The following is a 20667-nucleotide window of genomic DNA, read 5'->3' on the forward strand; positions in this document are numbered from 1 at the left end:
ACGCCATCGATAGATGGCCGCAGTATGGGTCCTGGCCTTCGCCAGGACGACAGCGGGGACTCAATGCCCCCTTGTCGGCGCCCTCAGGTCGATCGGGCGCAACACGGCCGCCGTGGGATCATCAGAACCGCCACTGCGCCCTCAAAAACGAAACGCGGCATTGTGCGTGCCGCGCTCGTCGCGAATGTCCCACAAGAAGAGCGCTTGTCTCAGTGCGTCTTCGTCTCGTGCCATTTCTCGAGATCGGGTTTCACCTTGTCCGGTGCCTGTTCTTTCTCCGGATTGCCCTTCCAGGGCTTGTCCGTCTGGGCATGAGATCCCCAGTCATTCTGCTGACGGGGATCGTCGTTGGGCCGTTCCTTGCTCATCGGATCTCCTTCCGTGAAGCGCCTTACGCGAACGGAACACCATAGTACGAGTTGATGCCGCGAACGGCGGATTCATCGCTCCAGTTCCAATCGCTCCTTGTGCCGTATTTCGGCGCGCCTTCCAGCTCCTTGGCCGTGATGCCGGTGACATAGCCGCCGAGCTCGGTGTCGTATTTCAGCGACTGCCAGGGCAAGGGATAGTGGTCGTTGCCGAGGCCCAGAAATCCGCCGAACCCGAGCACCGCGTAGGACACCTTGCCGCTGATCTTGTCGATCATCACGCGCTCGATCGAGCCGATCTTGTTGCGGTCGGCACCGTAGACCGATGTTCCCTCGACCTTGTCGCTGCCGATCAACCGGCCCATCTCGCTGCGATCCAGCTCGCCTTGATTCAACATTGCAATTCTCCACTCAGCCTATGTGTGGACCAACCTGCCCTGATGGTGATCGTTCCAGCGTGCGGGTGCGGCATCTCGCGGGCAAACAGGAACATCACGGAAAACGCGCCGTTCTCAATGTGCCCATCAGGAAACCGGGAGTGAGGTGGACCATGAGCGACTTCCGCGACATCCAGCATGGCGTCAACGATCCCGTCGATGGCGTCGACGTGAAGCATCATATCAATAGCAATCAGACCCCGCATGAGCGGGCCCAACGCCATGCCGATGTGCGCGCCGAACCATCGGCGTCTTCGGCAGAGCCGTTCCTGCCGGAGCGGCTCCGGCGGAAACCGACCGATCCGATCAACCCGCGCACCGGCCGCAATCCCACGGACTAGGAGCGCCTCGGCGGCCTGGACATCGTCGTCTGCAACGCCGCGCGACAGCAGACCCGCGAGTCGATCCTCGACATCTCGTCCGAGGACTTCGACGCGACCATGAAGACCAACATCTACGCTCCCTTCTGGATCATCAAGGCGGCGCTGCCGCATCTGAAGCCAGGCTCGTGCATCATCGGCACGACGTCCGAGCAGGCTTACGATCCGTCTCCGGAGCTCTACGACTACGCGCAGACCAAGGCCGCGACCCGGCCAGCCCGCCGAACTCGCCTCCATTTACGTGCAGCTTGCCGCGGCCGATGCGAGCTACGCGACCGGTCAGGTCTATGGCGCTGCGGGCGGATCCGGACAGCCGTAGCCACAGGAACGATCATCGTCACCCAAGCTTTACAACAGCGTCATGGAGGACATTTCACCAACCGCGGACCGATGGCAGTCGTAACAGTCAAACCCACTCGGATCGACACGGCGATCGCAAATGAGATCGCCGACCACACCAATTCAGGGCTGGAGCAGACAGCGCAGACGCTGACCTGGGCGGCCGACGAGCACGTGCTTCTGGCGCTTGCCGCTGCAGGGTGGCTCTACGCGCAAATGCGACGTCCGGAGGCACGCCCCGCCGCCAATCATATTCTGGCAGTGACCTTGGCGACGGCGATGCTACCGCACGCCCTGAAGTCCGTGTTCGGCCAGACAAGACCCGATCGCACGACCATTCGCGGTCATCGAAATGGCGTTCCCTTCTCCGGGCGAGCGCGGGATGCCTTCCCCTCCGGCCACGCCATGCACATGGGAGCACTCGCCTCAGCGGCAGGTCTCCTGCCGGCGGGGCCGCGCCGCGCGGTACGCTTCATCGCGGTCGCACTTTCGCTGACGCGCGTTGCGCTGCTGGCGCATTGGCCGAGCGATGTGCTGGCGGGGTTCTCGCTCGGCGTTGTCGTCGAACGACTTCTGAGGCCGCTCACATTGGCGAGGCGACGGCAGCGCGAGCGGGCGCAGTCATGACCGAATATATCGTACGCTTCATCGCCGGCGGGGTGATCGTTTCAGCCTTCGCGGTCCTTGGCGACATGCTGCGGCCAAAGAGTTTTGCCGGCCTGCTCGGCGCCGCCCCCTCGGTCGCACTCGCCACGCTCGCCATCGCGATCGTGCAGCATGGCAGAGCCTACGCCGCAGCCGAAAGCTGGACCATGATCTATGGCGCGCTCGCGCTTGCCTGCTACAGCGTCGCGGTGTGCCATCTGCTGATGAGGTTTCGTCTTGGCGCGCTGCCCGCCACCATTCTCGCCTTCGCGGTATGGCTGGTCGTCGCCTTCGGCCTGCTCGCGAGCTTTGGAGGTACCGCCTGATGCTGGTCGAGCTGTCCCCATCGGCGCTGAAGCAAACGCGCTGGTACGAATACGCCATTCGCTTCGTGCTCGGCGGACTGGCGACAGTGCTGGCAGGCGTCATGGGTGCGAGCTTCGGCACCTCCATAGGCGGGCTCTTCCTTGCCCTTCCTGCAATCTTCTGCGCCAGTGCAACGCTGATCGAAAGTCATGAGCGCCGCGCCAAGGAGAAGGCAGGTCTCGACGGCCGCCGACGTGGGCAAAAGGCCGCGGCGCTCGACGCTGCCGGCGCCGCCTTGGCAAGCATCGGGCTTGCTGCCTTCGCTGCCGTCTTCTCCGTTACGGTCTCCGTGAGCAGCGTCGCGGCCTTCATCGCCGCCATTCTCACCTGGGTCGTGGTTTCAGTCTCGGCGTGGTGGATGAGACGGAAATTTCGCATCGTCTCGCATCGCCTGTCGTCCCAATCCGGGTCGCGATCAACGCGGCGTCGGAGCGTCCCGTAGCTTCAGGAATTCAAACATCTCCGCGGCGGCATGAAGCTGTTCGATGCGCGCGGCAACGGAATCCCGCTGAACGCCGACCGGCAGAGTTGCAAGCTGGTGCTCGAGCCGCAGCCTCTGCGCATCGAGACGTTGTTCGAATGTGTGGGGTTCAGACCGTCTTCGCATTGTCCGTCCTCGGAGGTTGCAGGCCCGGGCTGTTGGCCCAGCGCTCGACTTGATCGATGACCTTCTGGTGGCTCGGCCGCACCGGCTTGGGTGCTTCTGGCTCGTCGGAAAGCTTGCGGGGTAACCTGACCTCATCCGTCATGGCCAATCTCCCTTTGCAGGAGAATGCGCCAGCACGGGACTCGTTTCAATATAACCTATTGATTTTACTAGCTATTTTTACTCATTTGGCATCTTCACCGACTCTTGTGGAACTGTCGTCAAGTTCGTTTGTTGAGCAGACTACTCAACTTACTCATTTTGCGTGATCGACCATGAAAGACCTTCGCGCCGAGCGCCTCCAGGTCATGCTCTCGCCGGAAGAGCTGGCCGCAGTTGACGATTTCCGGTTCAAGCACCGCATGCCGACACGCGCAGCGGCGGTCCGCGAGCTGCTCAAGTTCGGGCTGGCGGCAGCGGGCGTCGATGCCGCTGCCGGCGCGAAGTCGAGCAATTTCGGTGTGTTCGGCCGCGGGCCAGAAGGCCACACTCAAACCGACCCGGAAGGCGGCAAAGAAGATTGATCACAGGCCTCGCAAGGCAAAACGGCCCCGGCACGGTGGGGGCCAGGGCCGTCCTTGGAGATTGCTTCCAGCGCACCGGGGGCATGCCAACCGGAAGCAATCCGTCGACTCTTCGCGCGCGGATTCGTTCCTTGCGAGAATCCTCTAGCGAACCATCCTCTAACCCGTCGGCGCGTCGCCGGAATCGTCCGGCATCACGCCGGAGTCCGGCGTCTTGTTCTTGTCGGTGAGGTCAGGATCGCGCGTCGCCTCTCGCGACGGCGAGCCCTTCGAGTCCGTCTTGTGCACCGTCTGGGCGCGCTGCTTGTCGCGCGGCTGATCCTCCGCGCGCTTGTCCTTGACGATGCCGTGGTCGGAATGGGCCATGATATGCTCCCGCTTCTCTCTTGATGTATCGAAGCGGCTACGCAGGTCAGCGCCGAATGTTCCGGACGCGGGCAGCAGCGTTAGCTATGCGCGGCATGAACCGCGGCCGACGCCTTCTCGAGCTGGACCTGCCGTACCGTCGTCACCGTCGCGAACGCGACCGAGACGCCAAAGGCGAGAATGAGTGAAAGAAGGGCAAGACGTGGAGCCATTGCCAAAACTCCTTCTGGAATCAAAATCCACGCGGTCGACTGTTCCGGATGATCCTGGATTGGTCGCTTGCGTTCCGTGCGCCGTCTCACACGCGGATTTACGAAGACGAGCCGCCTATGCCTCCTTGTTTTGGGGGATGCGGACCGTCACGGGTGGGATTTCGCCATCGAGCCAGTCCTGCTCCCTTGCGAGCGCCGTCCAGGCGTCCGCCATGCGCGAATAGCGCTTGTAGGCGGGTCGCCCTTCCGCTCGCTCGGCAAGCTGCAGGCAGTTCTCGGCGTTATCTCTGAAAATGTCAGACTGCTTCATGGGGAAGACGTGGGGACGGAACTCGTGCGTCGCAACCGCCCTTACCTCATCGTAACGTTCGGGAACTTCGCACGGGATCGGTCATTGTCAGGGATGCGGATTCTCGTCGCGATCATCCTGGCGTTCATTGGCAGCGCAGCACTGGCCGACAGCACCGGCGAGCAAAGGCCGGTCGGTCGCGCGCCGACGGCCATTGACGTGATCAGCGGCCTCTACGCGTTCAGCCGCTTTCAGCATGGCCTTCTGGAGAGCACCGACCTGAAGGGCAATGCGGAGGTGAAAAACCTTGCCGCCCTGCGCGCCGAAGAAGCCGCGAAACGCGACAAGGCTCTGAAGGATATTCAGGCGGTGATCGGCGCCGAGCCGCGCATCGGCAAGGCGGCGGGGAGTGCTGGCATCACCGAGCCCGACAGCTCGGACGGACCGGCCTATGTCCGGACTTTCTATGCCGCACAGATTCCCGAATATGAGTCAACCATCGCCCTGCTCGAACGCTATCTGAAAGCCCCCGACAATGCGGAGCTTGCAGTGTTCGCGCGCAGCCAACTGCCGCTGCTGCGCTCACAGATCAGGGACGTCGAGCGCACCATGGCGGACAAGTAGCCTCCCTCACTTCGGATGATGCTGCTGGCTCTCCGGTCGCACCGTGCGGTCGCTCTCCGGCATCTTGTCCCTGCCCGCATCCGCGTTGTCGTCCTTGCCGCCCGAGGTCGACGTGCCGCTGCCGCTGGGGTTGGACCGGGCCGCGGCTCCCGTGGTCTGCGGATCCGCCCGCGGGTTGGCAGAGCTCGCAGCGGGATCGCCGGTCACGGCTCCGCGGCCGCTGGGCGCGCCAGCCTGCGCAAGCGCCGATCCCGCAGCAAATACTGTAACGATCAAGACGACGAACCCGGCTCTCATATGTACTCTCCCTGTGTCTGCTGGCTCAACCTCGGGACCCATTGCCCGTTCCTGAGACCCGTAGGTCCGGGAAGCATCGAAAAATGGTCGAAAGCCGGGGGCCAGGAATCTTCTGAAACCCTATGGAACCATTGGCAGCCTTCGCCGTTGCTTTAGCCGGGCTGAGCAAAGCAGGTTCCATTTCCACGCGCCGCAACCTTGGCGCTTGATTTCGAATTTGGCTGACGCTCTATTTCGAGCAATTGCGTCTCGCCTTAGATTCGGCCGGCGCCTGCGGGGGAATCACGTATGAGCGACCTCGATCCCGGAACTGCATCACGCTCCGGTCGTCGCGTCCCAAAGCCAAAAAACAACGGTATGTCGGAGCCGGATTCCCGGGCGGAATTGCTACTCGCCTTACAGGCCATGCGCAGCGGCGATTTCTCGGTGCGCATGAGCGGCGACTATCTCGGCATTGACGGCAAGATTGCCGACACTTTTAACGAAATCATCGCCGCCAACCAGCGCATGGCGCAACAGCTCGAGCTGGTCGGCCAGGTGGTGGGGCGCGAGGGCAAGACCCGGCAGCGCGTGAAGTTCGGCCTCGCCTCCGGCTCCTGGGCGGACATGGAAGGCTCCGTCAACACGCTGATCGACGACCTGTTGTGGCCAACCCGCGAGGTGACGCGCGCCGTCGCCGCGGTGGCGCAAGGCGACCTGCTCCAGACCGTCAAGCTCGACGTCGACGGCCGTCCGCTCCGCGGCGAGTTCCTGCAGTCGGCGAACATCGTCAACACCATGATCAAGCAGCTCGGCGTGTTCACCTCCGAGGTGACGCGCGTGGCGCGCGAGGTCGGCACCGAAGGCAAGCTCGGCGGCCAGGCCCAGGTGCCGGAGGTGACCGGTGTCTGGAAGGACCTGACCGAGAGCGTCAACTCGATGGCGAACAACCTGACCAACCAGGTTCGCAACATCGCCGAGGTCACGATCGCGGTCGCCAACGGCGACTTGTCCAAGAAGATCACCGTCGACGTCCGCGGCGAGATCCTTCAGCTCAAGGAAGCCATCAACACGATGGTGGACCAGCTCCGCTCCTTCGCCTCCGAAGTGACGCGCGTGGCGCGCGAGGTCGGCACCGACGGCAAGCTCGGCGGCCAGGCGATCGTGCCCGGCGTCGCCGGCACCTGGAAGGACCTCACCGACTCCGTGAACGCGATGTGCGGCAACCTGACTGCACAGGTGCGCAACATCGCCAACGTCACCACCGCCGTGGCGCGCGGCGACCTGTCCCGCAAGATCACGGTGGACGTGCGCGGCGAGATCCTGGAGCTGAAGGACACCATCAACACCATGGTGGACCAGCTCAACTCCTTCGCCTCGGAAGTCACGCGCGTGGCGCGCGAGGTCGGCACCGAAGGCAAGCTCGGCGGCCAGGCCCAGGTGCCCGGCGTGGCCGGCACCTGGAAGGACTTGACCGACAACGTCAACTTCATGGCGTCGAACCTGACCGCGCAGGTCCGCAACATCGCCGACGTCGCGACCGCTATCGCCGGCGGCGACTTGTCGAAGAAGATCACTGTGAACGTCTCGGGCGAGATCCTTCAGCTGAAGGAAACGCTCAACACCATGGTCGACCAGCTCAACGCCTTCGCCGGCGAGGTCACGCGCGTCGCGCGCGAGGTCGGCACCGAAGGGCGGCTCGGCGGTCAGGCCAACGTGCTCGGCGTCGCCGGCACCTGGAAGGATCTCACGGAAAGCGTCAACTCGATGGCGTCGAACCTGACCGCGCAGGTCCGCAACATCGCCGAAGTGACGACGGCGGTCGCCGGCGGCGACCTGTCCAAGAAGATCACCGTGGACGTCCGCGGCGAGATCCTGGAGCTGAAAGACACCATCAACACCATGGTGGACCAGCTCAACGCCTTCGCCGGCGAAGTCACCCGCGTCGCGCGCGAGGTCGGCACGGAAGGAAAGCTCGGCGGCCAGGCCCAGGTGCGCGGCGTCGCCGGCACCTGGAAGGACCTCACCGACAGCGTCAACTCGATGGCCTCGAACCTGACCGGCCAGGTCCGCAACATCGCCGAGGTCGCGACCGCCGTCGCCAAGGGCGACCTGTCGAAGAAGATCACCGTCAACGTGTCGGGCGAAATCCTTCAGCTGAAGGAAACGCTCAACACCATGGTCGACCAGCTCAACGCCTTCGCCGGCGAAGTCACCCGCGTCGCGCGCGAGGTCGGCACCGAAGGCAAGCTCGGCGGCCAGGCCCAGGTGACGGGCGTCGCCGGCACCTGGAAGGACCTCACCGACAACGTCAACTCGATGGCGGGCAACCTCACCGCGCAGGTCCGCAACATCGCCGAGGTCGCAACCGCCATTGCCGGCGGCGACCTGTCGCGCAAGATCACGGTGGACGTGCGCGGCGAGATCCTTCAGCTCAAGGACACGCTGAACACGATGGTCGACCAGCTCAACCGCTTCGCGGGCGAGGTGACGCGCGTGGCGCGCGAGGTCGGCACCGAAGGCCGCCTCGGCGGTCAGGCCAACGTGCCCGGCGTCGCCGGCACCTGGAAGGACCTCACCGACAGCGTCAACTCGATGGCGGGCAACCTTACCGCGCAGGTCCGCAACATCGCCGAGGTGACGACCGCCGTGGCGCGCGGCGACTTGTCCCGCAAGATCACCGTGGACGTGAAGGGCGAAATCCTCGAGCTGAAGAACACCATCAACACCATGGTGGATCAGCTCAACGGCTTCGCCGGCGAAGTGACGCGCGTGGCGCGCGAGGTCGGCACCGAAGGCAAGCTCGGCGGCCAGGCCGAGGTGCCCGGCGTCGCCGGCACCTGGAAGGACTTGACCGACAACGTCAACTTCATGGCGTCGAACCTGACGGCGCAGGTCCGCAACATCGCCGAGGTCGCAACCGCGATCGCCGGCGGCGACCTCTCGAAGAAGATCACGGTGGACGTGCGCGGCGAGATCCTGCTGCTGAAGGATACGCTGAACACGATGGTCGAGCAGCTCCGCTCCTTCGCCGCCGAAGTGACGCGCGTCGCGCGCGAGGTCGGCACCGAGGGCCGGCTCGGCGGCCAGGCCGTCGTGCCCGGCGTCGGCGGCACCTGGAAGGACCTCACCGACAACGTCAACCTGCTCGCTGCCAATCTCACCACGCAAGTCCGCAACATCGCCGAAGTGACCACCGCCGTGGCCCGCGGCGACTTGTCCCGCAAGATCACCGTGGACGTGAAGGGCGAAATCCTCGAGCTGAAGAACACCATCAACACCATGGTGGACCAGCTCAACGCCTTCGCCGGCGAAGTCACGCGCGTGGCGCGCGAAGTCGGCACCGAGGGCGAGCTTGGCGGCCAGGCCCAGGTGCCCGGCGTCGCCGGCACCTGGAAGGATCTCACCGACACCGTCAACGTCATGGCGGCGAACCTGACCGAGCAGGTCCGCGGCATCGTCAAGGTGGTGACGGCGGTCGCCAACGGCGACCTCAAGCAGAACCTCACGGTGAAATCGAAGGGCGAGGTCGCAGCGCTCGCCGATACCATCAACAACATGACCGAGACGCTCGCAACCTTCGCCGATCAGGTGACCTCGGTGGCGCGCGAAGTCGGCGTCGAAGGCCGCCTCGGCGGCCAGGCCGACGTGCCGGGCGCTGCCGGCACCTGGAAGGACCTCACCGGCAACGTCAATCTCCTCGCCGCGAACCTCACCTCGCAGGTCCGCGCGATCGCGGAGGTCGCGACCGCCGTGACCAAGGGCGACCTGACGCGGTCGATCCAGGTCGATGCCCGCGGCGAAGTCGCGGAATTGAAGGACAACATCAACACGATGATCACGAACCTCCGTCTCACGACGGACGTGAACACCGAGCAGGACTGGCTGAAGACCAACCTCGCGAAATTCACCAACATGCTGCAGGGCCAGCGCGACCTCACCACCGTCGGCCGGCTGCTGCTGACCGAGCTGTCGCCCCTGGTGAACGCCCACACCGGCGTGATCTACCAGATCGAGAGCGAGGACAATCCGCAGCTCCTGCTGCTCGCCTCCTACGCCGGCGACGGCGTCTATCCCTATCAACGCGTCCTGCAATTCGGCGAGGGCCTGATCGGCCAGTGCGCGCTCGACAGGCGCCCGCGGGTCGTCGCGGACATCCCGACGGACGTGGTGCCGATCAATTCCGCGCTGTTCCGTGTCGCCCCGAAGAACCTCGTCGTGCTGCCGGTTCTGTTCGAAGGCCAGGTCAAGGCCGTGATCGAGCTCGCCTCGCTCGCGTCCTTCACGACCTCGCAAATGACGTTCCTGGAGCAGCTCACCGACTCCATCGGCATCGTGCTCAACTCGATCGAGGCGACGATGCAGACCGAAGGCCTGCTCAAGCAGTCGCAGCAGCTCGCCGGCGAGCTTCAGACCCAGCAGCGCGAATTGCAGCAGACCAACGAGCAGCTCGAGCAGAAGGCGCAGCAGCTCGCCGAGCGCAACGTCGAGGTCGAGCGCAAGAATCAGGAGATCGAGCAGGCCCGCCGCGCGCTCGAGGAAAAGGCGACCGAGCTCGCGCTGACCTCGAAGTACAAGTCCGAATTCCTCGCCAATATGAGCCACGAGCTGCGCACGCCGCTGAACTCGATCCTGATCCTCGGTCAGCAGCTCACCGACAATCCGGACGGCAACCTCACGGCCAAGCAGGTCGAGTTCGCCCGCACCATCCACGGCGCCGGCACCGACCTGCTCAACCTCATCAGCGACATTCTCGACCTCTCCAAGATCGAGTCCGGCACGGTGACGGTCGATGCCGAGGAGATCCTGACCGCCAATCTGCTCGAGACCGTCGGCCGGCCGTTCCGGCACGAGGCGGAGAACCGCGGCCTCGCGTTCAAGATCGACGTCGATCCGAACCTCGCGCGCAGCATCGTCACCGACTCCAAGCGCCTGCAACAGGTTCTGAAGAATCTGCTCTCCAACGCCTTCAAGTTCACCGCCGAAGGCGAAGTGCGCCTGAAGGTCGAGGCCGCCCTCGGCGGCTGGGGAACCGATCACCCGGTGCTGAACTCCGCGCCGGCCGTGATCGCGTTCGAGGTGTCCGATACCGGCATCGGCATTCCCCTGGAGAAGCAGAAGCTGATCTTCGAGGCGTTCCAGCAGGCCGACGCCGGCACCAGCCGCAAATATGGCGGCACCGGCCTCGGCCTTGCCATCAGCCGCGAACTCGCGAGCCTGCTCGGCGGCGAAATCCATCTGCGCAGTGCGCCGGGCAAGGGCTCGACCTTCACGCTCTATCTACCGCTGAAATATTCCGGACCGACGCTGGCGCCGCGTGCCGCGCCGGCGCCGCAGCAATACAGCCAGCCACCGGCGCTGCAGCCGGCCGCGCCGGAGCAGCAGCGCGTCATCGAGCAGCTGCCCGACGACCGTCTCAATCTCGAGCCCGGCGACAGCATCCTCTTGATCGTCGAGGACGATCCGCATTATGCGCGGGTGCTGGTCGATCTCGCGCGCGACAAGGGCTTCAAGGTGCTGGTCGCCGCACGCGGCGCGGAGGCACTGGAGCTTGCCAAGCAGTACCAGCCGCGCGCGGTCTCGCTCGACGTGTTCCTGCCCGACATGCTCGGCTGGACGGTGCTGAGCCAGCTCAAGCACAATCCGCTGACCCGGCATATCCCCGTGCAGATCATCACGCTCGACGAGGACCGCCAGCATGCGCTGGCGCGCGGCGCCTTCTCCTTCGTCAACAAGCCGACGACGACCGAAGGCGTCGCGGCGGCGCTGACGCAGATCAAGGAATATGCGCGGCCGCGGCGCAAGCGGCTCCTGATCGTCGAGGACAACGAGGCCGAGCAGCTCTCGATCCGCGAGCTGCTGCATCACGACGACATCGAGATCGTCGCGACCGACACCGGCGCCGGCGCACTCTCGATGCTGCGCGAAGCGCCCTGCGACTGCGTGGTGCTCGACCTCCGACTGCCCGACATGAGCGGCTTCGAGGTGCTGGACCAGATCCGCAATGACGAGGCGCTCTCGAATGTTCCGGTGGTGGTCTTCACCGGCCGCGAGCTTTCGGCGGAGGAAGATGCCGAGCTGCACACCATGGCGCGCAGCATCGTGGTCAAGGGCGTGGAATCGCCGGAACGGCTGCTCGACGAGACCGCGCTGTTCCTGCACCGCGTGATCACGGAACTTCCGGTCGAAAAGCAGCGCATGCTGGAGAAGCTGAACAGTTCCGACGAGGACCTGATCGGCAAGACCGCGCTGCTGGTCGACGACGACGCCCGCAACATCTTCGCACTGTCGAGCGTGCTGGAACGGCGCGGCATGAAGGTGCTGACGGCGACCACCGGCAGCGAAGCCGTGACGCTGGTCGAATCCAACCCGGAAATCGCCATCGTGCTGATGGACATCATGATGCCGCAGATGGACGGTTATCAGACCATCGGGGTGATCCGCGAGAACCCGGCCTTCGCCCGCCTTCCGATCATCGCACTGACCGCCAAGGCGATGAAGGGCGACCGGGAGAAATGCCTGGAAGCCGGCGCGTCCGACTACCTCGCCAAACCCGTCAACACCGATCAATTGCTGCTTGCGATCCGCATGTGGCTGCATCGCTGAGCTGGATCCGCGAATGGACCACGAAAAGGTCAATATCCTCCTCGTCGACGATCAGCCGGCCAAGCTGCTCGCCTATGAGGTGATCTTGAAGGATCTCGGCGAGAACCTCGTGATCGCCTCGTCCGGTCGCGAGGCGCTGGAGGTGCTGCTCAAGACCGAGATCGCGGTGATCCTGGTCGACGTCTGCATGCCCGAGCTCGACGGCTTCGAGCTCGCGGCGATGATCCGGGAACATCCGCGCTTCCAGAAGACCGCGATGATCTTCATCTCGGCCATTCAAGTGAGCGACATCGACCGGTTGCGTGGCTACGAGATGGGCGCGGTCGACTACGTACCGGTGCCCGTGGTGCCGGAGGTGCTGCGCGCCAAGATCAAGGTGTTTTCCGAGCTCTACCGCAAGACCCGTGAGCTCGAACGGCTGAACCAGGAACTCGAGGACCGAGTCCGCGCCCGCACGGCGGAACTGGAGAACTCCACCACCAAGCTGCGCGAGAGCGAGCAGCGCCGCAGCATGGCGATTGCCGCCGGCAAGATGGGATCCTGGGATTGGGACTGGATCAACGGCGACTGGATGTGGGACGAAGGTCAGTACCGCATCTTCGGCGTGACGCCGGAGACCTTCAACGTCACCTCGGCGAACATCCAGGCGCTGCTGCACCCCGATGACGTCGACCGGTTCGGCCAGGCGATTGCCGCGTTCAATAGCGGGGCGCGCGCCTATGAAGGGGAATTTCGCGTCACCCGGCCCGACGGTGAGGTGCGCTGGTGCGTCGGTACAGCGGCCGCGACCGTGGACCAGGCCGGCCGCGTGGTGCGCGTGAGCGGCGTCACCGTGGACATCACCGAACGCAAGCGTGCCGAGGAGCGGCAGAACCTGCTGGCGCGGGAAGTCGATCATCGCGCCAAGAATGCGCTGGCGCTGGCGCAGTCGATCGTGCGCCTTACCCGTGCCGACGAGGTCAAGGCCTATGTCAACGCCGTCGAAGGGCGCATCAACGCGCTGGCGCGCGTGCACACGATCCTGTCGCTGTCGAGCTGGCAGGGCGCCGAGCTTTCCAAGCTGATCGACGAGGAGCTTGCCCCCTATTCGCTCGGCGACCAGATCAAGCTCGCAGGCCCGGAGGTTCAGTTGCTGCCGGCAACCGCGCAGACGCTGGCGCTGGCGCTGCACGAGCTTTTCACCAACTCCGCAAAATATGGCGCGCTCTCGACGCGATCGGGCCGGCTCTTGATCGGCTGGCAGGTCGAGGAAGACCACCTCACGCTGACCTGGGAGGAATCCGGCGGCCCGCTCGTGAGGACGCCGAAGTCTCGCGGTTTCGGGACGCGGAGCCTGCTTGCAAGCGTCGAGTCCCAGCTCGGCGGACGGGCGCAATTCGATTGGCGGGCCGAGGGCCTGTTGTGCCGCCTGGACGTGCCGCTGACCCGCAGGACCCCTGCCTCGGCAGCGCAGGGTAAGTTCGACACCTCCCCTGAGCTGCAGCGCGCGTCGGGTTAACCGGCCGCGGCGACTTTCGTGCGCAGGATCGACCGAGGTTCGTCGGCGACGCGCCCTTCGAGCCACGCTTCCGTTTGTGCGAGATCGCGCAGCGCCCTTGCATAGCGACGGGCGGCGCTTCGCTCCGCACCGCGCGGCAGCTTGCGCGCCTTGCGCAACATGTCCGCGGCCGCATTCCGATAGGCCAGCGAGCGATAGAGATAGACGACCTTACCCATGTCGAGTGTCCCATGTTGATGGCCTTCATCCTCGCAAGCCCGGCATGAACGCCGGATGAAGCGGCGGATGACAATTCCTTCATGCGAGGGGAACCCGCGATCATCGCGCGCGTTGCATGTGCAATCGAGGGTCGGTTCCATGCGTGCGAACAAGTCGCCCAAGAAGCCACCGAGCCTGATCTCTCCCACTGGCCTCATCAAGCTCGTGACGCATGCGATGATGGGCGCAGCTCTCGGGCTCGCATTCGGCCTGGCACTCCCCCTGTTCAATCCGGCGGTCGCCAATCTGCTCAATCACGGCGGCAGCCAGGCGATTCTGGTCTTCGCGCTCACATTGGTGACGACGTTCGCGATCGGCGCGACGCTCACCGGCGTCGTGTTCATCATCGACGAGGACAAGGAATTTTGAAGCGCGCGTGAACCATGCGGGCGACTTTGTCGGGAACTCCCGTGACGAACAGCAGTTGGCTGCCTGCGTCAATTTAACTCAGGGAGTTCCCGCGCATGAAGACGACCAAGCTCGCTCTCGCCGTGATGTTGGCAACCGGCCTCGCCGCCGCCCCGTTTGCCGCACAGGCCAAATCGCACAAGGCGAAACATGAATCCTCGACCTCACAGACGACCGGCGCCAACACGAAAACCAAGAGCCCCGATGCCTCCGGCCAGGGCGGCTCCGGCCCCGGCTCCGATCAGGGCGGCACCATGACCAAGGGCACGAGCACCGCCAAGTAAGGCGCAGCTGCGGTTGTCGAAGGCCCCGCATGTGCGGGGCCTTCTCGCTTTGGCATTCGATGCGATCCCTCTGACGCCACATCGCACGCGCTAGTCGCGTCGCATATCGGCGATGTTCAGTCCGCCTCTCGCAGGATTCATCTTCACGAGATGATCGAGCTGCGCCCGCTTGCGCGCAATCAGGAGCTGGGCCGCGGCGTCGTCGAGTCCTTCCCGCTGCAATTGCCGGATCGCGGAGCCCAGTTCGAGAATCTCGGCGCGCAGTCTCAGGATCCGGTACGTGTCCGGGTCTTCCTCCATGAGGCGCTCCCAAAGCTCTCAGCGGCGCGCGACCGTCCGCACGGGATCTGCGATTTTCTTCAGCGGACGAAGCCGTACACGATCGCGGACATCCGGCAGGACATCGCCACCGCCAGCCGCTCTCCATTCGCCGATCAACAGGTTGATTTTCCGGCGCAGGTCCATCTGCGCCAGGGCCTTTTCCGTGCAGTCGCGATCCCGGTCGACGAGTTCGCGCACGGATGCCTCGACGTTGGCCATCTCCAACCTCAAGGCGCTGATTTTACGTCGAATTTCATTAATTCTATTGTCCATGGCTTGTTAGAACAAAATAAGAACATATAGTCAAGTCGCGATTTCAGAACGGAGAGCGGACATGCAGGTTCAGGGTAAATACGACGCCAGGGCTTTTCTCATGGAGCAGATGACCCGGGCGCAAGGCTTGCGGCTGAAGCGGCTGAGCGAAGAGGCGTATCAGCCTGCGCAATATGCGCGGGATCTGTCCTTCGCCGAAGCCGCGCGGCGCATCCAGGTGCTCGAAGCGGAGATCGAGCTCGCGAACTCCTTCTAGCCTGCGTCATTCATTGGGAACGTTGCTGACGCTCTTTCGGAACCATGCCTGTGTCGTGTGGTTTTCCCCGGCCAAGGGAGAAAACGCATGGCACGCAAGGCAAAGAAACGGCGTTACTCGCGCAGCTCCGGCAGCGATGTCGAGAGCGAAATGCGCCGCTACAAGAAAGGCACCGCGAAGAGCGGCCGCGGTGGTCGCGGCGGCCGCGTGAAGAGTCGCAAGCAGGCGATCGCGATTGGACTCTCGAAGGCCCGCAAGAAGGGCAAGAAGGTCCCGAAGAAAGCGTCCAAGCGGAAGACGTCCAAGAAGAAGACGGCCAAGAAAACGGCAAAGAAATCGTCGAAGCGCAAATCCAGCAAGCGGTGATGGCTGACACGCGTCAGATCATGCTGCCCGGCATGAAGCACCGGATCGAAATCCCGAACGCCGTCTTCACCGGCCAAACCATGGTGCGCCCCGCCCGGTTCGGTTCGGTGATGACGGCTTCATCCGGCACATCCACCCATTGACCGTCGAGGCGCACGCGATAATGCCCGTCGTGCGATTCCCAATCGGGATCCGAGACGGCAAATCCATCGGCATCCGAGCAGCACGGGCCGAGATGGCTGCGCAGACTGTCGAACCACGGCTTGAGCGGTGAATTGGCATATCGGCCGTCGCGCCCGAGTGCGCTTCCGGTCGACAGCACGAGCGGCGCCACGAGCAGCGCAAGTCTCAGCGAGAGCTTCAATCGATCCATGTCGGCACCGATCAAATGCGAACACCGGCCGGTCAGCCGGACGTTCGGAGTTCCACCCCTGCAAGTAATATGGACTCAAGTCTGACGAGCGAACGCGGCTTTTTCGGACTAACCCGTCATCAACGCTGCCGTTAACGAGAATGTTATCGTCGGCCTGTGGGTATCTTCACGCCGGCACGAAAAAGGCGGCCCGCGGGCCGCCTTTTGAATTGCCGTTCAAAACGAGAGGCTTACGCGAGCGGCACCGCGACGAACCGGGTCGCCTCCGCACCCTTGACCTGGAGCAGCACGCTGTTCTTGCCGGACGACTTCGCCTGCGCCAATTCAGCGCGGACGTCGCCGACATTGGCGACGGGCTTGCCGCCGACATTGAGGATGACGTCGCCGGTCTGGATGCCGCGCTGCGCTGCCGGCCCTTGCGGATCGACCTCGGTGACGACGACGCCCTTCTGGCCGGCGCCCTGCACCTCGCCGGCCGGCGCCAGGCTGAGCCCGAGCCGCGGCGTGCCGTTGCCCGGCTGCGCCTTGCCCTCGCCGGCTTTGCCGCTTCCCTGGGCCTGCCGCTCGTTCGGCAACTCGCCGAGGGTGAGCGTCACCGTCTTGGCTCCGCCCTTGTGGAAGACATCGAGCTTCACGGACGTGCCCGGTGCCAGCGTCGCGATGGTGCGGGCAAGTTCGCGGGAGTCCTTGATCGCGGTGCCGTTGACGGCGGTGATGACGTCGCCCGCCTCGATGCCGGCCTTCGCCGCCGGGCTGCCGTCCTGCGGATTGTCGACGATCGCGCCGCGCGCCTCCTTCAGACCGAGACTGTCGGCGATGTCGGCGGTCACCGGCTGCACCTGCACGCCGAGCCAGCCGCGGGTCACGGCACCCTTGTCCTTCAACTGCGCGACGACGAGCTTTGCGGTCGTCGCCGGGATGTCGAAGCCGATGCCGACCGAGCCGCCCGACGGCGAGAAGATCGCCGTGTTCACGCCGATCACGTTGCCGTTCATGTCGAAGGCCGGGCCGCCGGAATTGCCCTTGTTGATGGGCGCGTCGATCTGGATGAAATCGTCATAGGGCCCGTTGCCGATGTCGCGACCACTGGCCGAGACGATGCCGGCGGTCACGGTGCCGCCGAGGCCGAAGGGATTGCCGACCGCCACCACCCAGTCGCCGATCCGCGGCTTCTGGTCGGCGAATTTGACGAAGGGAAAGTCCTTCTTGCCGTCGACCTTGATCAGCGCAAGATCGGTCTTCGGATCGGTTCCGACCACCTTCGCGGTGTAAGTCGTGCCGTCGTCCATGGTGACTTGCACGGACTCGGCGTGATCGACGACGTGATTGTTGGTCACGGCGTAGCCGTCGGCGGAGATGAAGAAGCCGGAGCCTTCGCCCGTGACCATCTGGTGGCGCTGGCGGGGCATGCCGTTCATGCCGCCCGGAAAGCGGAAGCCGAACTGCCGCGAGAACTGGTCGAACGGCGCATCCTCGTCGGAGTCCATCCGGTTCTGTTGCAGCATCGCGTTCTTGTCGTTGTCGCGGTCGATCTTGACCCGCACCGAGATCACGGCGGGTTTGACCTTGGCGACGAGGTCGCCGAAGCCCGGCGGGGTCGCGGCGCTTTCCGCGGCGTGCGCGGGCGAGACCAGGGAGGTCAGGCCGAACTGCGCGGACCCGGGAGAGCCGGCCAGCACGGCCACGCCAAGCGCGGCCACGGTGCCGAGCAGCGCAAGCCGGCGCGGTCTCAGGATCTTCCCGGTCGTGGTGGTGTCGGAATTGACGCGATCGTTCATGTCGAAATGTCCATGTTGGGTCAGGTGTCGCCTTGCACCCAACATGGCCGTTGCCACCTTACGGCGTTCCGTCCACGCGATTAAATCTTGGCAAAGGTGTCGCGGCCGGCCGGCCAAAATCTCGGCTGCACATTTGATGCAGCTCAAGGCTGCCCCTCCGCGCAGTGAAAGACTGCCTCTATCAACGATGTCGATCGGAGGCGCGCCATGTACAAAGACATTCTCGTCCACATCCCGACCGAGCGGCCGATGCGCGCCGTGATCGACGGCTCGATCTCGCTCGCGGCGTATCTCAACGCCCATCTCGACGCGGTCGCGGTCGGCTATGTCGCAACCAGAGCAGCTTACGTCATGGAGGGCGGTGCCGCCGTGGCGGCCGTGTTCGAACTGGAGCGCGAGCGCGCCGTGGAGCGGGCCGAGGCCGCACTCGAGGTGTTCAAAAGCGAAGCGGCGAACGCCGGCATTTCCTACGCCTGCCATCCGCTCGGCGCGATCCCCGTGGATGCAGCCGTCTCGCTCGGCGAGATGGCGCGGCTGCACGACCTCAGCATCGTGCTCCAGCCCGATCCCGCGCAGGCTTCATTCGATAACGACGTGCCCAGCGAAATCCTGTTCCAGGCCGGCGGCCCGGTGCTGTTCCTGCCGTACACCTTCCGTGGCCCCTTCAAGGCGAAGCGGATCGGCATTTGCTGGGACGGCAGCCGCGTCGCCGCCCGCGCGATGCACGACGCAGCGACGTTCCTGGCGCGCGCCGAGGAGATCTTGCTCATCACGATCAACGAGGCCGACGCGGTCCCGGGCGAGGTGTCGGCAAGCAATCTGGCGAGGCATCTCGGCCGGCGCGGACTGTCGACCCGGACGATCGGCCTGTCAGCGACCCGCTCCGACATCCAGCCGACCATCCTGTCGCTGGCGGCCGACGAGGGCCTCGATCTGCTGGTGATGGGCGGCTACGGCCATTCGCGATTGCAGGAGCGCCTTCTCGGCGGCGTTACCCGGGCCATGCTGGAGGCCATGACGATCCCGGCTCTGATGTCGCATTGATCGACCCGCGAGGACTCGATCACACGCCCCTGTCATTCGGGTTGGCAACCGCATCCTTCAGTGGCGCCGGCATCGGGAAGTTCAGGTTCACGTTCTTGGGCGGAATTGGTTTTGTGAACCATTTCGCGTAGAGTTCTGCGAACTGGCCGCTCTTCATCATCGCGCCAAGCGTCTTGTCGACCAGTGCCTTGAAGTCCGGATCACCCTTTCGAATGATCAGTCCGTAAGGCTCGGTGCGCAGACTGTCGTCGATGATCCGCCAGTTGTCCGGCGACTGGCTGTTGGCGATGAGGCCGGCGAGCAGGATGTCGTCCATCACGAACGCGTCGCTGCGTCCCGTCGTGAGCGCGAGGAAGGATGCGGCGTGGTCCGGCGACAGCACCTGCTTGACCGCAAAATTCCTTTCCTGACCGCGGGCCAACAGCAAGACAATCGATGTCGATCCAGTGGTCAGTGCAACCGGCTTGTCCTTCAAATCCTCGAACGCCTTGATCGGCCCATCCTTCCTGACCACCGCGCGAATGCTCGAAACGAAGATGGTGTTGCTGAAGGCCACCACCTTCTGCCGCTCCAGCGTGTTGGTGGCGGGACCGCAGACGATGTCGATGGTGCCGTTCTCGATCAGCGGAATCTGCGTGCTGAGCTGGATCGGCTGCAGCTTTGTCTGGAGCGAGGGAAGCTTCAGCTCGTCCTTCACGGCATCGACGATCCGCGCGCAAAGGTCCATCGCGAAGCCGACCGGCTTCTGATTGTCGTCGAGATAGGAGAACGGGACCGAGACATCGCGGTGCCCGAGCCGGATTTCGCCGGCCGCCTTGATCTTGGCCAGCGTGCCATCAGGAGCTTGAGCCAGAGCAGAGCCCGAGGCTGCAGTCAAAAACACAAGTGAATACAGCAGCCCCTTCATGGTCTTACTCCTCTATTGGATACAATTACTCAATATTTTATACACGCTATTGCATAATCTGCCAACTGATTTTATACAATCAATCCTGGGGCAACCGCGACGAGATGCCGGATGAAATCGGAAGCAGCGGCGAAGCAACGCAACGGCGGCCTTCACGGCTCGACGCCCGACACGGTCCGCGAGGCGCTGAGGCGCGCGATCAGCGCCGGCGAGCTCGCGCCTGGCATTCAGCTCCGGCAGGACGAGCTCGCCGAAAAATTCGGGACCAGCCGCATCCCCGTCAGAGAGGCGCTGCGGCAGTTGGAGGCCGAGGGCTTTGTGACGTTCCTGCCCAATCGCGGGGCGGTGGTCTCGGATCTCTCCATCGACGAGGTGGTGGAGCTACTCGAAATCCGCATTGCGCTCGAATGTCACGCGCTACGCCTTGCCATCCCGGCCATGGGTGACATCGATCTCGACGACGCCCGTGCAGTCCTGCGTTCCTATGATGATGAGCCTGATCCGGAGAAATGGGGCGCGTTCAACTGGCGCTTCCACAGCGCGCTCTACGCCCCCTGCAATAGCCCGCGCCTGCTCGCGATGATCGAGGCCAACTACGGTCATGTCAGCCGCTTCACGCGTGCGCTGGTCTCGCGCGCCACCGGCAAGGATCGACCCCAGCGTGAGCATTATCAGCTGCTCGAATACTGCCACGACGGCGACGTCGAGAAGGCCGTGCGCCTGCTGCGCGAGCATATCGTGCAGACGCAGAAGACGCTGAGATCGGCTCAGCGGCATGCATCGCGGGACAAGACGGATTGATCTTGGGATCAATCCGCCCACC

27 protein-coding genes and 1 pseudogene are annotated in these 20667 nt (G+C 64.3%); 15 read left to right on the forward strand and 13 right to left on the reverse strand.

Annotated elements, in window-relative coordinates; all coding sequences use genetic code 11:
* Positions 1-209: 209 nt before the first annotated feature.
* Both ACVJ19_RS40120 and ACVJ19_RS40125 read right to left on the reverse strand, forming a co-directional pair.
* Positions 210-368 carry a hypothetical protein gene (locus tag ACVJ19_RS40120; protein ID WP_453954577.1) on the reverse strand — a complete coding sequence of 53 codons (159 nt, stop codon included), beginning with the start codon at positions 366-368 and terminating at the stop codon, positions 210-212.
* A gap of 23 nt (positions 369-391) precedes the next feature.
* Positions 392-766 carry a PRC-barrel domain-containing protein gene (locus ACVJ19_RS40125; RefSeq protein ID WP_453954579.1) on the reverse strand — a complete coding sequence of 125 codons (375 nt, stop codon included), beginning with the start codon at positions 764-766 and terminating at the stop codon, positions 392-394.
* 152 nt (positions 767-918) lie between these two features.
* Between ACVJ19_RS40125 and ACVJ19_RS40130 the strand changes: the two genes are divergently transcribed.
* The 5 genes and pseudogenes from ACVJ19_RS40130 to ACVJ19_RS40150 all read left to right on the forward strand — a co-directional run bounded on the left by ACVJ19_RS40130 (position 919) and on the right by ACVJ19_RS40150 (position 2977).
* Positions 919-1146, forward strand: coding sequence for a hypothetical protein (locus tag ACVJ19_RS40130; protein ID WP_453954580.1), 228 nt, complete (start codon positions 919-921; stop codon positions 1144-1146).
* Positions 1147-1504: pseudogene (locus ACVJ19_RS40135) on the forward strand (SDR family oxidoreductase); the annotation flags it as partial.
* A gap of 71 nt (positions 1505-1575) precedes the next feature.
* Positions 1576-2151 (forward strand): phosphatase PAP2 family protein, encoded by a 576-nt coding sequence (locus tag ACVJ19_RS40140; protein ID WP_453954582.1) that lies wholly within the window; start codon positions 1576-1578, stop codon positions 2149-2151.
* Positions 2148-2495: a DUF3147 family protein gene (locus ACVJ19_RS40145; protein WP_453954584.1), complete on the forward strand. Its 348-nt coding sequence runs from the start codon at positions 2148-2150 to the stop codon at positions 2493-2495. Before ACVJ19_RS40140 ends, ACVJ19_RS40145 begins: the two co-directional genes overlap by 4 nt.
* Positions 2495-2977 carry a hypothetical protein gene (locus ACVJ19_RS40150; RefSeq protein ID WP_453954585.1) on the forward strand — a complete coding sequence of 161 codons (483 nt, stop codon included), beginning with the start codon at positions 2495-2497 and terminating at the stop codon, positions 2975-2977. The genes ACVJ19_RS40145 and ACVJ19_RS40150 overlap by 1 nt, the downstream gene beginning before the upstream one ends.
* Before the next feature lie 148 nt (positions 2978-3125).
* Here the strand turns inward: ACVJ19_RS40150 and ACVJ19_RS40155 are convergent, their stop codons facing one another.
* Positions 3126-3284, reverse strand: a complete 159-nt coding sequence (locus ACVJ19_RS40155) for a hypothetical protein (RefSeq protein WP_453954587.1) — start codon at positions 3282-3284, stop codon at positions 3126-3128.
* A 172-nt stretch (positions 3285-3456) separates the two neighbouring features.
* On the opposite strand from ACVJ19_RS40155, the gene ACVJ19_RS40160 reads away from it, so the two are divergent.
* Positions 3457-3705, forward strand: coding sequence for a hypothetical protein (locus ACVJ19_RS40160; RefSeq protein ID WP_453954588.1), 249 nt, complete (start codon positions 3457-3459; stop codon positions 3703-3705).
* A gap of 159 nt (positions 3706-3864) precedes the next feature.
* Here the strand turns inward: ACVJ19_RS40160 and ACVJ19_RS40165 are convergent, their stop codons facing one another.
* The 3 genes from ACVJ19_RS40165 to ACVJ19_RS40175 all read right to left on the reverse strand — a co-directional run bounded on the left by ACVJ19_RS40165 (position 3865) and on the right by ACVJ19_RS40175 (position 4593).
* Positions 3865-4071 (reverse strand): hypothetical protein, encoded by a 207-nt coding sequence (locus tag ACVJ19_RS40165; protein ID WP_453954589.1) that lies wholly within the window; start codon positions 4069-4071, stop codon positions 3865-3867.
* An 80-nt stretch (positions 4072-4151) separates the two neighbouring features.
* Complete coding sequence (locus ACVJ19_RS40170) at positions 4152-4283, reverse strand: hypothetical protein (RefSeq protein WP_018648714.1); 132 nt, start codon at positions 4281-4283, stop codon at positions 4152-4154.
* 115 nt (positions 4284-4398) lie between these two features.
* Positions 4399-4593, reverse strand: a complete 195-nt coding sequence (locus ACVJ19_RS40175) for a hypothetical protein (RefSeq protein WP_453954590.1) — start codon at positions 4591-4593, stop codon at positions 4399-4401.
* A 93-nt stretch (positions 4594-4686) separates the two neighbouring features.
* On the opposite strand from ACVJ19_RS40175, the gene ACVJ19_RS40180 reads away from it, so the two are divergent.
* On the forward strand, positions 4687-5196 hold the full coding sequence (locus ACVJ19_RS40180; RefSeq protein WP_453954591.1) for a DUF4142 domain-containing protein: 510 nt from the start codon (positions 4687-4689) through the stop codon (positions 5194-5196).
* 6 nt (positions 5197-5202) lie between these two features.
* Here ACVJ19_RS40180 and ACVJ19_RS40185 read toward each other — a convergent pair whose 3' ends face one another.
* Entirely contained in the window at positions 5203-5493 is a 291-nt protein-coding gene (locus ACVJ19_RS40185) for a hypothetical protein (protein WP_453954592.1), read from the reverse strand.
* Between the two features lie 288 nt (positions 5494-5781).
* Between ACVJ19_RS40185 and ACVJ19_RS40190 the strand changes: the two genes are divergently transcribed.
* Together ACVJ19_RS40190 and ACVJ19_RS40195 are read left to right on the forward strand one after the other, a co-directional pair.
* A complete protein-coding gene (locus ACVJ19_RS40190) occupies positions 5782-12078 on the forward strand; it encodes a HAMP domain-containing protein (protein WP_453954593.1) in 6297 nt (2098 codons plus the stop codon).
* 13 nt (positions 12079-12091) lie between these two features.
* Positions 12092-13576 carry an HWE histidine kinase domain-containing protein gene (locus ACVJ19_RS40195; RefSeq protein WP_453954594.1) on the forward strand — a complete coding sequence of 495 codons (1485 nt, stop codon included), beginning with the start codon at positions 12092-12094 and terminating at the stop codon, positions 13574-13576.
* On the opposite strand, the gene ACVJ19_RS40200 is transcribed toward ACVJ19_RS40195, so the two are convergent.
* Entirely contained in the window at positions 13573-13794 is a 222-nt protein-coding gene (locus tag ACVJ19_RS40200) for a hypothetical protein (RefSeq protein ID WP_453954595.1), read from the reverse strand. The genes ACVJ19_RS40195 and ACVJ19_RS40200 overlap by 4 nt on opposite strands.
* A gap of 139 nt (positions 13795-13933) precedes the next feature.
* Here ACVJ19_RS40200 and ACVJ19_RS40205 point away from each other — a divergent pair, with 139 nt between their 5' ends.
* Together ACVJ19_RS40205 and ACVJ19_RS40210 are read left to right on the forward strand one after the other, a co-directional pair.
* Positions 13934-14203: a hypothetical protein gene (locus ACVJ19_RS40205; protein WP_453954596.1), complete on the forward strand. Its 270-nt coding sequence runs from the start codon at positions 13934-13936 to the stop codon at positions 14201-14203.
* A gap of 95 nt (positions 14204-14298) precedes the next feature.
* A complete protein-coding gene (locus ACVJ19_RS40210) occupies positions 14299-14526 on the forward strand; it encodes a hypothetical protein (protein WP_453954597.1) in 228 nt (75 codons plus the stop codon).
* A gap of 90 nt (positions 14527-14616) precedes the next feature.
* Here the strand turns inward: ACVJ19_RS40210 and ACVJ19_RS40215 are convergent, their stop codons facing one another.
* Together ACVJ19_RS40215 and ACVJ19_RS40220 are read right to left on the reverse strand one after the other, a co-directional pair.
* Positions 14617-14826 carry a hypothetical protein gene (locus tag ACVJ19_RS40215; protein ID WP_453954598.1) on the reverse strand — a complete coding sequence of 70 codons (210 nt, stop codon included), beginning with the start codon at positions 14824-14826 and terminating at the stop codon, positions 14617-14619.
* 18 nt (positions 14827-14844) lie between these two features.
* Positions 14845-15066, reverse strand: a complete 222-nt coding sequence (locus tag ACVJ19_RS40220; RefSeq protein ID WP_453954599.1) for a hypothetical protein — start codon at positions 15064-15066, stop codon at positions 14845-14847.
* A 115-nt stretch (positions 15067-15181) separates the two neighbouring features.
* On the opposite strand from ACVJ19_RS40220, the gene ACVJ19_RS40225 reads away from it, so the two are divergent.
* Both ACVJ19_RS40225 and ACVJ19_RS40230 read left to right on the forward strand, forming a co-directional pair.
* Positions 15182-15376, forward strand: a complete 195-nt coding sequence (locus ACVJ19_RS40225) for a DUF3072 domain-containing protein (protein ID WP_453954600.1) — start codon at positions 15182-15184, stop codon at positions 15374-15376.
* An 87-nt stretch (positions 15377-15463) separates the two neighbouring features.
* Complete coding sequence (locus tag ACVJ19_RS40230) at positions 15464-15742, forward strand: DUF6496 domain-containing protein (protein WP_453954601.1); 279 nt, start codon at positions 15464-15466, stop codon at positions 15740-15742.
* 13 nt (positions 15743-15755) lie between these two features.
* Here ACVJ19_RS40230 and ACVJ19_RS40235 read toward each other — a convergent pair whose 3' ends face one another.
* On the reverse strand, positions 15756-16115 hold the full coding sequence (locus ACVJ19_RS40235) for a hypothetical protein (RefSeq protein ID WP_453954602.1): 360 nt from the start codon (positions 16113-16115) through the stop codon (positions 15756-15758).
* 230 nt (positions 16116-16345) lie between these two features.
* Positions 16346-17893 (reverse strand): Do family serine endopeptidase, encoded by a 1548-nt coding sequence (locus ACVJ19_RS40240; RefSeq protein WP_453954603.1) that lies wholly within the window; start codon positions 17891-17893, stop codon positions 16346-16348.
* Between the two features lie 207 nt (positions 17894-18100).
* On the opposite strand from ACVJ19_RS40240, the gene ACVJ19_RS40245 reads away from it, so the two are divergent.
* A complete protein-coding gene (locus tag ACVJ19_RS40245; protein ID WP_453954604.1) occupies positions 18101-18937 on the forward strand; it encodes a universal stress protein in 837 nt (278 codons plus the stop codon).
* Positions 18938-18956: 19 nt separating this feature from the next.
* Here ACVJ19_RS40245 and ACVJ19_RS40250 read toward each other — a convergent pair whose 3' ends face one another.
* Positions 18957-19844 (reverse strand): transporter substrate-binding domain-containing protein, encoded by an 888-nt coding sequence (locus ACVJ19_RS40250; protein WP_453954605.1) that lies wholly within the window; start codon positions 19842-19844, stop codon positions 18957-18959.
* A 111-nt stretch (positions 19845-19955) separates the two neighbouring features.
* Between ACVJ19_RS40250 and ACVJ19_RS40255 the strand changes: the two genes are divergently transcribed.
* A complete protein-coding gene (locus ACVJ19_RS40255) occupies positions 19956-20645 on the forward strand; it encodes a GntR family transcriptional regulator (RefSeq protein ID WP_453954606.1) in 690 nt (229 codons plus the stop codon).
* Positions 20646-20667: the final 22 nt, after the last annotated feature.

The organism is Bradyrhizobium sp. USDA 376 (assembly GCF_054063675.1).